The following is a 13,227-nucleotide window of genomic DNA, read 5'->3' as shown; positions in this document are numbered from 1 at the left end:
GTTTGGAGTTTGGAGTTTGGAGTTTGGAGTTTGGAGTTTGGAGCAAACTTTCTAAGGTAAGCAGGAAAGCAGCTACATAGTTCACTGTCATGCCGAACTTGTTTCGGCATCCCCCTATTAACCGAGTGTACAACAGCAGGAGGAGATCCCGACCTGCGTCGGGATGACAGTGTCCTCGGGTACGGCCATGCCTACCTGGGGCTGCATCCGTACAACTATTTGGATTTCCACATCTTGAATCTCCTGGGTCTGAAGTATACTATCGAATGAGCCCAGCGCATGAATCCATACAAATACAAAAGGCGCACAAAGTATCCCTTTGTGCGCCTTTTGTTTTAGAGCCTTTGTGGTTCAAAACTAATCCACCAGCTGGGGCAATTGCTGTTCAAACAAAGCAGTGAACGCTTCCGCGGTCAGGATATGTCCCTGCTTTTGTGCGGCATCGGCAAGGCCATAAGCCCACTGCGATGAGGCCAGGCGTTGCAGCGGGGTACCATGGTGGCCCGTGCTGGTAAAGCCGCAGTCGCCGATGTTATAAAACACATCATAGAACAACTGTGCACGCTTCCACTGCATGGCGGCACCACGCGAATGCGACAGGTAGTAGGTAGAATAGGCATCCGCCATCAGCTCCGTACGGCGGGTACCTTCGGCTGAGCGAACGGCGGGGAACAGGTTCAGCTGGTACTGCACATGATGGCCAAATTCGTGGGAGAAAATAGCCTGTGGCGCCACATCTTCATAACCCAGCTCCTGGTAGGCCTGCATGATGCCATCACCCATGGCGATCTTGTCGGGGATGGTGCCCAGGTCCACATCATTAAAGCCACGCAGGGCAAAGGCGTTGAAGCTAAAGATGGGGTGGTCGCCGTTGCGAAACTGGGGCACACCTACCGCCGCTTCCGACACCAGGGTGGCAAAATATTCCGCGTCATCGGCGTTAAGCCCATACACCACGCTGTATACCTTTTTCAGGGTTTCCTTATCCCTTAGTATACGGCCGCTCATCGATACCAGGGCGATATCATCCGAAGCAATATTCCAGAACCGCTTGTGATCCTTAAACGACTTTTGCATCACCTGGGTAAACTCGCCGTTTACGCCAAAAACCTGGTTTTCGGAACTGTTCTCCAGGTACAGCGCATGGTAGGTGGGCAGGTCGAGCATGGCCGTATTGGAGGCAAAGCGGCGCACCGTGGTGGTCCAGTCGGCAAGCTGCTGGTTCAGCCAAACGTTTACCGCCGTATTGCCACTACAGGTGGTGGGGGTTACTGCCATAGCGCTGCGCGCCAGCTCCTGCAACTCCGAATGGTGTACGGGGCCCTGCTGGCTTACCGGTTGCAAACCGTTGGGGAAGCGCTCGGCAATGCGGGCATTTGCTTCGGTGATCTTTTGCAGCAAGGCGGGGGAAATGGCGCCGGCAGCGCCAATCGAACTGTTTTCAATACCGCCAACCTGGAAGTCGCGGTTGTTGGCGGCGAGGTCTTTTTTACAGCCAGTTGCGGCCATTAGGGCACAGGCCATGGCTACCGCCATGCGGGTGTTTTTACTCATGTGATTTTTTGTGTGTGGTTAAGTGTGAATAACAGGTCAAAAGTTAGGGCAACCAGCGATATGCAAATATTTTTTACTATGTTTTCTTTTCCTTATGTTCTGCGCATACGTGTTTATGGTACAGGCGTTTACGGGGTATAAGAAAATGGTTTTGTGGCACCCTTTTTTCTCCCTTTTTAGCGAATCATAAAACCATACACTATGTCAAACAGCAACAGGAGCCGCGGCGGCCAGCAGGCCAACCAGGAAGGACAACAGGGCTCAACCAAAGGGGGCCAGGGCGGCCAGGGAAGCAACAGCAACAACACCGGCGCACAACCCAAAGAGCAGCTTACCGGTGGCAGCCAGCAGGACCAGCAGCAACATGAACACCCCAACCACCAGCGTGGCGGCAACCAGGGCGAAAGGCAGGGTGGTCAGTAACCAGTGATGTTTGAACCACAAAACCACAAAGGCTGAAAGGGAACACAAAGGATAAAAATCCTTCTTTGTGTTCCCTTTCAGCCTTTGTGGTTTTGTGGTTCAAAAAATTGAATGATTTTTCCCGCTTATTTACCTGCGCAGGTTGCCTGCCCGAAGTATTGTGCGGCAGCCTGCAGGCTTGTTTCGGGAATATGGATATGGCTCCGGCTTTCCCGTGCCGATTGTGCCAGTACCTGCCTGTTCTGTTCGGCCGATAAGGGCATAAAGGCGCCTGCAACAGAGCCCTCCTGCTGGTAATTGATGTCGAGGTAGGGCACCGTGCCGCCGCAGTTGAAATTGACATCTTTAAGGGTAAGGTCTTGTCTTTGGGCCAAGAGGCTGCTGTTCCTTAAAGCCGCAAGCCGGGCATACGTATGTGGCCCCGCCGGTGCAGTTCGCAGAAACAGCGTGCGGTTGCTTCAGGATCATAGGCAGCATTATGCGTTTCGGCGTACGGTGATTTAAACAGTTACTTGCAGCGCTTTCCAGGTGATGGCTGGCGGAGGGCACGTGCCGGCTGCTGCTGTACGCGGTATAGTGTGTTGCTGGTACCAGGCCGGGGTATTGTCCTGGTTGCGCCCTGGCCGTGCATCCTGCCGCTTCAGGCCTTGCTTACCGCCACCAGCCACAGGCAGCTGCCATCGTGCAGGGGGTAATGGCTGCCGTTCACAGCCTGTAACAGGTGCAGGCCCAGTGCGGCGAACAGGGTGTGCGGTTGGCCCCCGGGGAGGGTAGCTTCCAGCCGGAGCAAATCGGTGGGGGCATCGTCAAGCGGCAACAGGCCTGTTTGCACCTCCTGCAGCAGGGCATTATTGGTGGCAAAATCTATCCCGGCAATGCCCAGGCCCAGGCGGTAGTGGGTGGCGCCTGCCGGTGCCTGCAGGGACCTTGCCGGGATAAAGGACTGCAGCTCCACCCAGGCGCTTCCCGCTGTGGTGCTGATACCGGCGGTACAGGAGGCAGGCAATACGTTGGCCGGTGTACTGCCTGCATTGAAGGCCATGCCTTCCAGCAGTTCCAGCCGGCCGCTGGTGAGCTGGCGCTGGCCCCTTTCGTGCAGGGTGTCCGTGCGGATCACCCGCAGCAGGGCCTGCACCAGGCGGCTCATCAGCTGTTTGTCTACCGCCTTCCCGATCATGGGCAGGAAGGCCTGCCGCAGCAGGCGTGCTGCCTGCACGGCCTGTGCAAACTCCAGGTTGTTTTCGCGGGTGCGCTGGAAACAGGGCTGCGTAGCGATGCGCTCCTTTGAGGCACCGCCCTTGCGCCGTACCAGCCAGCCCCACTTGGTGTGGTAAAAACTCAGATCGCCAAGGGCGCCTTCCAGTTGGAGGATTCCTTTTTGCTTGGGCATGGTGGATGGTTTTGGTTATGGCTTTTGGTTTTCATCATGAGTGGCTTACCTGCACCTGGAAACGCTGTCATGGCGCTTATCGTGAAAGGATACCCGTGTCAACATGGACTGTCATGCCGAACTTGCAGTGGCCGTCCTGCCGGGCTCGTCTCGGCATCCCCTCATGCTTTCAGGTGCTCCGAATATTGCAGGAGATCCCGGCCTGCGCCGGGATGACAGCAACTAAGTACACGGTCATGCCAAATTCGTTTCAGCATCCCCTCCTTTCCACAAGCACCCCTCCCTTTTCCCACTGCCATTTTACACCACCTGCCACGCATTGTCAATACCCCCTGTCACTTTTACCGCATTTTGCAGGAAACTCCCGCTTTTCTCCCGGTATAACCCGTACATAAGCCGCACATAAGCCGGGGCAGCCCCCACCCAGCGCCCACTCTGCTCCCATGCAGCCCCGTGGCTAAGCGCAGGCAACAATTTGTTTGTAGCCAATGAACTACAAATGAATTTTCCGTTACATTTAGCTCCGCGCCAAAACAATGAACCAAAACCCCGAACAGCTCGCCCGAGACCGTATCGATAACCAACTAACTGCCGCCGGGTGGACTATACAATCCCGCAAGACCATCAACCTGGCCGCCGCTACCGGCGTGGCTGTTCGCGAATACAGCACCGAGGTAGGCCCCGCCGATTATATCCTCTTTATCAACCGCCAACCCATTGGCGTTATTGAAGCCAAACGCGAAGAAGAAGCCGTGCGGCTTACCACCGTGGAGGAGCAATCGGGCGAATACGCCCATGCCCGCATCAAGTATTTCCCCGAAAGCTCCAAACCCTTTGTATACGAGAGCACCGGCGAGGTTACCCGCTTTACCGATTACCGCGATCCCAAGCCCCGTTCCCGGCCCGTGTTTTCTTTCCACCGCCCCGAAACCCTGGAGCGCTGGCTGCAGGAAGGCAAAACCTTTCGGGCACGACTGCACGATATTCCAGCGGCCCATCCCGACCTTCCCGAAGGGAAGGCCACCAACACACAGCCCAAGGCCTCCCCAAACCCCTCCGAAGGAGGGGCTTTGGCCATCGCACAACCCCTGCCTGTCAGCAATTCCGCCAATACCAAAGACTCGTCGCAAAGCAGGCCTGGTGCGCCGGCACTCCCTTCCCTTCGGGAAGGGCCGGGGATGGGCCACTTGCGCGACTGCCAAATAACCGCCATCACCAACCTCGAACGCAGCTTCCGCGAAGCACGTCCTAAGGCCCTGGTACAAATGGCTACCGGCTCGGGCAAGACCTTTACGGCCATCACCAGCATTTACCGGCTCTTGAAGTTTGCCCGGGCGGGCCGCATCCTCTTTTTGGTAAACACCAAAAACCTGGGCGAGCAAGCGGAGCAGGAGTTCCGCCGCTACGAGCCGCAGGACGACAACCGCCTCTTTCCCGAGCTCTATGGCGTGAGCCGCCTTACCTCTTCCTATATACCGCCCGACAGCCAGGTGTACATCAGCACCATCCAGCGGCTCTACTCCATCCTCAAGGGAACGGAGCTGGACGAAGGCGATGAAGAGGACCCTGCCCTCGGCGCAGGCTGGAAGCGCAAGGAACCCCTGCCCGTGGTGTACAACGAAAAGATACCCGTGGAGTTCTTCGACGTGATCGTGATCGACGAATGCCACCAAAGCATATACAACCTTTGGAAGCAGGTGCTCGATTATTTCGATGCCTTCCAGGTGGGCCTTACCGCCACCCCCGACAACCGCACCTTTGGCTATTTTGAAAAGAACATCGTCAGCGACTACGGCTACAAGAAGGCCGTGGAAGATGGTGTGCTGGTGCCCTACAATGTATTCGAGATCGAAACAAAGATCACGAAGGAAGGCGCCAAACTATCGTTGGGCGAATACATCGACCACCGCGAAAAGCTGACCCGCAAAAAGTTCTGGAACCAGCTCGACGAAGACGTGGAGTACAGCAACAAGCAGCTCGACGACAAGGTGGTAAACCCCAACCAGATTACGCTGATTATACAGGCGGTGCGCGATGCACTGCCGCAAATGTTTCCAGACCGCATCGGACCCGACGGCCAGTTTGAAGTACCCAAAATGCTCATCTTCGCCAAAAGCGACTCGCATGCCGACGATATCATCAACATTGTGCGCCGCGAATGGGCCGAAGAGAACCGCTTTTGCAAAAAGATCACCTACCGTACTGCCGAAGGGCCGGAAAAGGAAGACCCCAAAACCGTGCTCCAGCAGTTCCGCAACAGCTATTATCCCCGCATTGCCGTAACGGTAGACATGATTGCCACCGGCACCGACATCCGCCCGCTGGAAGTGCTCCTGTTTATGCGCGATGTAAAAAGCCGCTCCTACTACGAGCAGATGAAGGGCCGCGGCACCCGCACCTGCAGCCTCGACGAGCTGCGCCTCACGGGCACCCGTGCCGCCAAATACACCAAGGATCATTTTGTGATCATCGATTCTATTGGCGTGGAGCGCAGCCAGAAAACCGACAGCCGCCCGCTGGAGAAAAAGCCGGGCATGAGCCTGAAGGAAGTGCTCGAAACCATTGCCATCGGCGGCCACCGCGACGAAGAACTCCTCACCACCCTGGCCAACCGCCTCATCCGCCTCGACCGCCAGATCAGCGACAAGGAACGCGAAGCCTTTGCCCAGAAAGCCGGCGGCAAAAGCATTAAGGCGGTAGTGAAGGATTTGTTGAATGCCTACGACCCTGATGAAGTTGAAAGTTCAAAGTTCAAAGTTCAAAGCCAGCACCCGGAAGCCAGCTCCGAAGAGCTGCAATCACTAATCACCAATCACCATTCACAACTCCTCGAACAGGCAACCGCTGTCTTCAACGCCCCTGACCTCCGCTCCTACATCCTCGATGTACGCAAAAAATACGACCAGTACATCGACCACATCAACCTGGATGAGGTGACCCGCATGGGCTGGGTGGCCGATACCGCCGCTGCCGCCGAAACCCTGGCGCAGGACTTTGCCCAATGGATCGATGCCCACAAGGAAGAGATTGCCGCCCTCCAGGTGTTTTATAGCCAACCCTACCAGCGCCGCGAACTCAGTTATGCCGCCCTGAAGGACCTGGCCGAAATAATAAAGCGCGATAAACCGACCTTAGCGCCCCTGCCCGTATGGAAGGCCTACGAGCAGCTGGACAAGGTGAGCGGGCAGCCTAAGAACGAGTTGGCAGCCCTGGTAGCCCTGGTGCGCCGGGTAAGCGGGATGGACAAGGTGCTGACGCCCTGGGACCGCACCGTGGACCGCAACTTCCAGGACTGGATCTTTAAAAAGCAGGCGGGCCAACTCAAGTTCACCGAAGCACAGGTGCAATGGCTGCGGATGATCAAGGACGCCATTGCCGCCTCCTTTCACCTCGACCGCGATGATTTTGAACTCGACCCCTTCAACAAACAAGGCGGGCTGGGCAGGATGTGGCAGTTGTTTGGGGAGGAGACGGATGCGTTGATTGAGGAATTGAATGAGAGCCTTGTGGCGTAAAGTCATTGCGAGGAGCGAAGCGCCGGCTTTGTGCGAGGCTGCGACGAAGCAAACTCCCGCAATGGCAAAAATGACTTTGAATATTTTTTGGTACCGGGGTGCAGTGCTACTATGAAGCGTCTGTTGCGTCGCACTCTTGTACGGTTGGTAATTCTATGGAGCAATGATTGAAGAACAAACTTTGAATAAAACAGAAATTGAATGGGAAGAGATGCTCCTAGGCGATGCATTCGAATTTGAATATGGAAAGGCTTTAAAAAAGGAAAATAGAAATGGAGAGGGTAGTTATGCTGTAATGGGTTCAAATGGAATAGTTGGATACCATGATGAGTATCTAATAAAGGGACCAGGAATAGTTGTTGGCCGAAAGGGTGCAGCAGGAGAAGTTACTTACATAGAAAGTGATTTCTGGCCGATTGATACAACATATTACGTGAAGCCAAAAAAGAATATTTCGCTTAAGTATGGATACTATCTCCTTAAATCTTTGCGCCTAAACCAATTTGAAAAATCAACTGCGATTCCGGGATTGAATCGAAATGATGCTTATTCAAAGGGAATCTTTCTTCCCCCCATTGAACAACAGAACGCAATTGTTTCCAAAATAGAAGAACTCTTTAGCGAATTAGATAAAGGCATTGAAGAACTAAAAACTGCCCAGCAGCAATTGAAAGTGTACCGCAAGGCGGTTTTGAAATGGGCGTTTGAAGGAAAGCTGACGAATGAAAATGTGAAAGAGGGTGAGTTGCCGGAGGGATGGAGTTGGAAAACTTTGGAAGAAATAGCAAATGTATCCGGTGGCTTAACGAAGAATAGTAAGCGTGAGGCTTTGCCATTGAAGTTGCCATTCTTGCGGGTAGCCAATGTTTATTTCAATGAAATAGAATTAAGTGAGCTACACATGATTGGTGTTACTGAAAAAGAAATTGAACGTGTAAGGTTGAAAAAAGATGATTTGCTATTTGTAGAGGGAAATGGAAGCGTTGACCAAATTGGGAGAGTTGCGTTGTGGAATGGAATGGTGGAGGGCTGCGTCCATCAAAATCACTTGATCAAGGCACGATTTAATGGTGATATGATTTCTAAATACGCTTTGTATTTCTACTGTTCACCAGAGGGAAGAAACGCTATCAAAGCTCAAGCAAATTCAACTTCAGGATTACATACACTTAGCATTAGCAAAATCGCAAAGCTGCCTATACCTATATGCCCTTCGGAAGTGCAAAGTATTGTGGTGCAGGAAATCGAAAGCCGCCTTAGTGTTTGTGATAAGATAGAAGAAACAATATTAGATGGTTTGAAACAGGCAGATGCTTTGCGGCAAAGTATCTTAAAGAATGCGTTTGAGTGTAAAATTCAGTAAGCAATAATAACTATAGAATGGAGCTAAAATTTATTTGGATAGATGATTACACAGTGCTTGAAAAATTCGGAGTAAACTTTAATCATTCTGGCCAACACAGGTTCCAGTATCAGGATGAAATTTTGAATTTGATGCCAAATCCAAAATTGCCAATAACGTTTGGTGAAAACGTGACAAGTGTCACTGCTATTGCAGGAGAAAATGGAAGTGGAAAAAGTAGTTTATGCGAAGCGATTCTATTTTCAGTTGCAACATATACCGGAGGTTCATTTGGATTTAAGCTAAAATTTAAAGGTATTGTATGTTATGGCGACCACATATTTATTTATGAAAAGCTTGTAGTGCACAATACTGAACATTTAAGAAACTCTGGTTATGTTATAGTGAATTTCAAAGAGTCTCCTTTTGAGGAAATGAAACATGAGTGGAGGGATTCGTTTGCGAGAGGAGGATTTATCTATTACTCAAATATCTTAGATTACCGTACGGACCTTGATCAAACCAACCTTGCTAATATTTCTACTTTAGCATCATTAGGCAAAAGCTTATATTATAGTACAAGCTACCCAAAATTGCCCCTATTTTCTGAACAAACTTATGAACACCGTGACAAGGACAAACACGGCCCACTACAGATTCACTACAATGTTGAAGGTAACAGGATTGTCAAATTTTATTTGAATCATCATGACCTTGTACCTTTTGTGAATGTGCGTCATTTCATAATAAAAAACACATATTCTGGAAATAATAGATGGCTAGATTTGGATAAGATCAAACCGGAAAGAGAAGAAAGTTTTTACCTGTACATGAGAAGAGTCGAAGAGGTAGAAAATATTGTCTTGAATACGGTTTTTGACAAAGGTCAGGAATATGATGAAAGGACTCGGGTGAAAATCAATACAAATGAATTTAAGAGAGCAATAAAGCTTCTATATAGGTATAATTTATTGGTTTCTCTTAGTATCCTAGACAACACTTTGCCAGTTGTGGATGTTGTTCATGATTTTGTATTTTCTTCCAGACTCATGGGCTATGAGCAATTGCAAAATGAAATAGCTGAACTCCTTGAATTGCATGATTTGATTGTCGACAAATCTTCCGTGTTAGATGAGGAAGAGTTTAGTCCTCGTTCTTTAGATAACTATTTTGAAGGCGTGAAGGATTGGCGATTTTATCTAATTGAAAATTACTACTTAGCAAATACTGATGAAAATAGGCCCCTACTATTAAAATTTGCGAACTTAGAAAGGAAAGTATTGGAAGGCCAAGGTCCTCTGCGAAGAATTACAAACTTTAACGTCACCCCACTAAGTTCTGGAGAGAACTCATTACTTACTTTTTTTGCCAGAATACATGATGTTATCGAAAGATATGCTGAAGGCTTTTATGATAAAAGCAAATTGATTTTGTTTTTAGATGAGCCAGAGATTGGTTTTCATCCCGCTTGGAAGAGAACATATTTCAATAAGCTCCTTCACTTTTTAAATAATCACTTTAGAAATTATCAATTTCAATTAATAATCACAACGCACAGTCCGTATCTTCTTTCCGATTTGCCTAGGAGTAATGTAATCCTTTTAAAGAAGGGTGCTGATGGTAAATCAAAACTGCTTGACTCGAAAACCTATAAGACATTTGGGGGCAATATTCATGAACTATTAGGGACAAGCTTTTTTCTTGAAGACGGATATGTAGGAGAGTTTGCTAAAGGGAAAATAGAAGAGTTTATCTCCTTTCTGAACGGTGAAAATAATTTATATGACAAGGCTTCGGCTAAAGAGTTCATTTCTTTAATCGGAGACGAAATAATTTCAAATAGACTAAGTGACATGTATCATGAAAAATTTAGAGAGCCCATACCTGTAAATGACCAAGAATATGAGCAATGGTTATTATCTGAGCTGAACCGCATTCAATTAAAAGACGAATAAATGATCCTTATAAACGATATTGAACCGTTCGAAATTTCCTCAACATATAAAACAGTTTCGGATCTTGAATTAGACTACAAATCAAAATTTTTAAGCGGATATAAGCCAGTTGAAGTATTAATCGAAGCATTAAGGAAAAGAAAATATCGAAAGAAATCGACTGCAAATACAACCGAGATTGAAATTTTAAACTATCTAGTTAAAAATTTTGATGCTATTCTGCTGCAGCAACCTCAAGATTTGCACAAAAGCATTTTGTATTTTAAAAATAGAGGATGGCAGAATTATATCCACAATGGTAAGAAATCGACAAAGTTCGGAATTGAGTTGTTAGAAGCATTTGGTTATTCCAAGAAGTTCAGATCGCAGGTTAAACGAGGAATTTGGTTAGCGAAGCAGTTAAATATTAAATCGTGTCCTTATTGCAATGCACAATATACAATTGTGGCAAGTGGCCCGAAGAAAAAGACAATAGCGAAATTTCAGTTTGATCATTTTTTCGCAAAAGACAAATATCCTTATCTCTCTATTTCTTTATACAACCTGATACCATCATGCGCTAACTGTAATATTACAAAAAGCAAGAAAGATTTAAATCTAAAAAATCATTACCATCCATACTTTTTGGACTTTTCTAAATACTTTAAATTTTATTTGAAATTCAATCCTGACCCGAAAAAGTTGACTGTATCGCAAGTGAAAAGTCAGAATTTCGAGGTTGAGTTGAAGCCAAAGCATAGGGCCTCAGCGACCCTAGTAGAAGAGCATAATAGCATTTACCACGTAAGCGGAGTTTTTAATCGCCATAACGATGTAGCTGAAGACCTTTTGATGAAGGCTGTTATATACACTAATCATATGCAAAAAGCACATCTTAAAATTCAAGGTTTGTTTCCAGATAGAATCACTTATTTGCGGTATTTGATTGGTAATTACTCCACCCCTAAGGACACATTGAAGAGACCATTGACAAAATTCATTCAAGACATTTCAGAGCAATTAAAGCTCATCTAAATTTATTTCATCAAATAGAGTTTCCATGTCTACCAACCTAATCATATCCAAAGTTTGGTCCTTCTGCAATACCCTTCGTGATACTGGTTCAATTCACTCAAGATGTAGTTTTACTTAATGACGGCCAAAGGCATCAAATCTCTCCTTTCCCGCGGCGAGGGCATCGAAGTGGAATTCAAGGAAGCTTTTTTTGAGCTGCCCAAGTCCACTTTTGAAACCGTCTGCGCCTTTCTGAACCGGAGGGGCGGGCACCTGTTGCTGGGAGTAAAGGATAATGGGCAGGTGGCAGGCGTGCTAGAGTCGGAAGCGGCCCGTATGGTAGCCGAGCTCACCACCAATGCCAACAACGGGCAAAAGCTGTCTTCGCCCTTTTACGGGTCGCCCGAGGTGGAATTGCTGATTTTAATCTTGAGTGCCCGAAACTTAAATATAAATGGCTGTATTTAACTTAAACCCGCTTAAACTTAAATATGGGTAGGTAACAGGTCTTATAAAAGCCGTTCTTGCCTTTTAAACAATACCTCGACATCTTTCACAAATAACACATGTCCACCAACCAAATCATATCCAAAGTCTGGTCCTTCTGCAATACCCTCCGCGATGATGGGGTAAGCTATGGCGACTACCTGGAGCAGTTAACTTACCTGCTCTTCCTGAAGATGGCCCACGAGTACACCAAGCCGCCTTATAACCGCACCCTGCCTATTCCGCCCGAGTACGGCTGGCAAAGCCTTACGGTGCTCAAAGGCGCGGAACTGGAAGGCCACTACACCACCATGCTCCGCGAGCTGGGCAAGGGCAAGGGCATCCTGGGCCAGATCTTTACCAAGAGCCAGAACAAGATCCAGGACCCCGCCAAGCTGTACAAGCTGGTACAGCTCATTGATGCCGAGAACTGGACCCTCATGGATGCCGATGTAAAAGGCGATATCTACGAAGGCCTGCTGGAGAAGAACGCCGAAGACACCAAGAGCGGCGCCGGCCAGTACTTTACACCCCGGCCGCTGATTAGTGCCATGGTGGCGTGTGTACGCCCCGAGCCGCTTAAAACCATTGCCGACCCGGCTTGCGGTACCGGTGGCTTCTTCCTGTCGGCTTACGACTTTATCACGCACAACCACAGCCTCGATAAGGAAGCCAAACGCTTCCTTAAGTTCAACACCTTCTGGGGCAACGAGATTGTGGCGGGCACCCGCCGCCTGGCCCTGATGAACCTCTTCCTGCACAACATCGGCGATATCGACAGCGACAACTCCATTTCGCCTGCCGATGCCCTGATTGCGCCACCAGCGCAGCGCTACGATTATGTGCTGGCCAACCCGCCCTTTGGCAAAAAGAGCAGCCAAACCTTTACCAACGAAGCCGGCGAGCAGGAAAAGGAAGACCTCACCTATAACCGCCAGGACTTCTGGGCCACCACCTCCAACAAGCAGCTCAACTTTGTACAGCATATCCGCGCCATGCTCAAACCCACCGGCCAGGCTGCCGTGGTGCTCCCCGACAACGTGTTGTTTGAAGGCGGCGCCGGCGAAACGGTGCGCAAGCGCCTGCTGGAAACCACCGATGTACATACCATCCTGCGCCTGCCCACCGGCATCTTCTACGCTAACGGCGTCAAGGCCAACGTGGTGTTCTTCGACAACAAACCTTCGAGCAAGGAGCACCAAACCCGGGAGATCTGGTTTTACGACTACCGCACCAACGTACACCACACCCTCAAGAAGAACCCGTTAAGGCTGGAACACCTGCAGGACTTTGTCACCTGCTACAACCCCGCCAACCGGCACCAGCGCACCGAAACCTGGCATCCCACCAACAACCCCGAAGGCCGCTGGCGCAAATACCCCTACGAAGAAATCATCACCCGCGACAAAACCTCGTTGGACATCACCTGGCTCAAGGACAAGTCCCTCGCCGACCTCGACAACCTACCCGATCCCGATGAACTGGCGGAAGAGATTGTAGAGAATTTGGAGAGTGCGTTGGAGGGGTTCAGGGCTATTATTGCGCAGTTGAAAAAATAAACCCAAACCA

At 49.4% G+C, this 13,227-nt stretch carries 10 protein-coding genes; 7 read left to right on the top strand and 3 right to left on the bottom strand.

The window, feature by feature from the left end:
* Nucleotides 1–357: 357 nt before the first annotated feature.
* Nucleotides 358–1,554 carry a hypothetical protein gene (locus BUE76_RS01820; RefSeq protein WP_073039437.1) on the bottom strand — a complete coding sequence of 399 codons (1,197 nt, stop codon included), beginning with the start codon at nt 1,552–1,554 and terminating at the stop codon, nt 358–360.
* A 201-nt stretch (nt 1,555–1,755) separates the two neighbouring features.
* Here BUE76_RS01820 and BUE76_RS01815 point away from each other — a divergent pair, with 201 nt between their 5' ends.
* Nucleotides 1,756–1,977, top strand: coding sequence for a hypothetical protein (locus BUE76_RS01815; RefSeq protein WP_073039436.1), 222 nt, complete (start codon nt 1,756–1,758; stop codon nt 1,975–1,977).
* A 125-nt stretch (nt 1,978–2,102) separates the two neighbouring features.
* Here the strand turns inward: BUE76_RS01815 and BUE76_RS01810 are convergent, their stop codons facing one another.
* Both BUE76_RS01810 and BUE76_RS01805 read right to left on the bottom strand, forming a co-directional pair.
* Nucleotides 2,103–2,351: a hypothetical protein gene (locus BUE76_RS01810; protein WP_073039435.1), complete on the bottom strand. Its 249-nt coding sequence runs from the start codon at nt 2,349–2,351 to the stop codon at nt 2,103–2,105.
* Between the two features lie 266 nt (nt 2,352–2,617).
* Nucleotides 2,618–3,367 (bottom strand): hypothetical protein, encoded by a 750-nt coding sequence (locus BUE76_RS01805; RefSeq protein ID WP_073039434.1) that lies wholly within the window; start codon nt 3,365–3,367, stop codon nt 2,618–2,620.
* Between the two features lie 536 nt (nt 3,368–3,903).
* Here BUE76_RS01805 and BUE76_RS01790 point away from each other — a divergent pair.
* The 6 genes from BUE76_RS01790 to BUE76_RS01765 all read left to right on the top strand — a co-directional run bounded on the left by BUE76_RS01790 (nt 3,904) and on the right by BUE76_RS01765 (nt 13,217).
* Nucleotides 3,904–6,882, top strand: a complete 2,979-nt coding sequence (locus BUE76_RS01790; RefSeq protein WP_083596314.1) for a type I restriction endonuclease subunit R — start codon at nt 3,904–3,906, stop codon at nt 6,880–6,882.
* Nucleotides 6,883–7,045: 163 nt separating this feature from the next.
* Nucleotides 7,046–8,245 carry a restriction endonuclease subunit S gene (locus tag BUE76_RS01785; protein WP_073039432.1) on the top strand — a complete coding sequence of 400 codons (1,200 nt, stop codon included), beginning with the start codon at nt 7,046–7,048 and terminating at the stop codon, nt 8,243–8,245.
* Nucleotides 8,246–8,262: 17 nt separating this feature from the next.
* Nucleotides 8,263–10,179 carry an AAA family ATPase gene (locus BUE76_RS01780; protein ID WP_073039431.1) on the top strand — a complete coding sequence of 639 codons (1,917 nt, stop codon included), beginning with the start codon at nt 8,263–8,265 and terminating at the stop codon, nt 10,177–10,179.
* The gene (locus tag BUE76_RS01775; RefSeq protein WP_073039430.1) at nt 10,180–11,193 is read left to right on the top strand and encodes a hypothetical protein; all 1,014 of its coding nucleotides are present in this window, start codon (nt 10,180–10,182) and stop codon (nt 11,191–11,193) included.
* Between the two features lie 117 nt (nt 11,194–11,310).
* A complete protein-coding gene (locus BUE76_RS01770; RefSeq protein ID WP_073039429.1) occupies nt 11,311–11,640 on the top strand; it encodes an AlbA family DNA-binding domain-containing protein in 330 nt (109 codons plus the stop codon).
* Between the two features lie 98 nt (nt 11,641–11,738).
* On the top strand, nt 11,739–13,217 hold the full coding sequence (locus BUE76_RS01765) for a class I SAM-dependent DNA methyltransferase (RefSeq protein ID WP_073039428.1): 1,479 nt from the start codon (nt 11,739–11,741) through the stop codon (nt 13,215–13,217).
* Nucleotides 13,218–13,227: the final 10 nt, after the last annotated feature.

Origin of the sequence: Cnuella takakiae, assembly GCF_001953305.1 — a bacterium.
GTDB lineage: Bacteria > Bacteroidota > Bacteroidia > Chitinophagales > Chitinophagaceae > Flavisolibacter > Flavisolibacter takakiae.
Note: the sequence above shows the minus strand (reverse complement) of the source record. Positions and strands in the feature narration are given on the sequence as shown.

Excerpts from the sequence above, each read along its gene's own strand:
- BUE76_RS01820 (WP_073039437.1), bottom strand. The coding sequence starts at position 1,554 with ATGAGTAAAAACACCCGCATGGCGGTAGCCATGGCCTGTGCCCTAATG.
- BUE76_RS01815 (WP_073039436.1), top strand. The coding sequence starts at position 1,756 with ATGTCAAACAGCAACAGGAGCCGCGGCGGCCAGCAGGCCAACCAGGAA.
- BUE76_RS01785 (WP_073039432.1), top strand. The coding sequence starts at position 7,046 with ATGATTGAAGAACAAACTTTGAATAAAACAGAAATTGAATGGGAAGAG.
- BUE76_RS01780 (WP_073039431.1), top strand. The coding sequence starts at position 8,263 with ATGGAGCTAAAATTTATTTGGATAGATGATTACACAGTGCTTGAAAAA.
- BUE76_RS01805 (WP_073039434.1), bottom strand. The coding sequence starts at position 3,367 with ATGCCCAAGCAAAAAGGAATCCTCCAACTGGAAGGCGCCCTTGGCGAT.
- BUE76_RS01765 (WP_073039428.1), top strand. The coding sequence starts at position 11,739 with ATGTCCACCAACCAAATCATATCCAAAGTCTGGTCCTTCTGCAATACC.
- BUE76_RS01775 (WP_073039430.1), top strand. The coding sequence starts at position 10,180 with ATGATCCTTATAAACGATATTGAACCGTTCGAAATTTCCTCAACATAT.
- BUE76_RS01770 (WP_073039429.1), top strand. The coding sequence starts at position 11,311 with ATGACGGCCAAAGGCATCAAATCTCTCCTTTCCCGCGGCGAGGGCATC.
- BUE76_RS01790 (WP_083596314.1), top strand. The coding sequence starts at position 3,904 with ATGAACCAAAACCCCGAACAGCTCGCCCGAGACCGTATCGATAACCAA.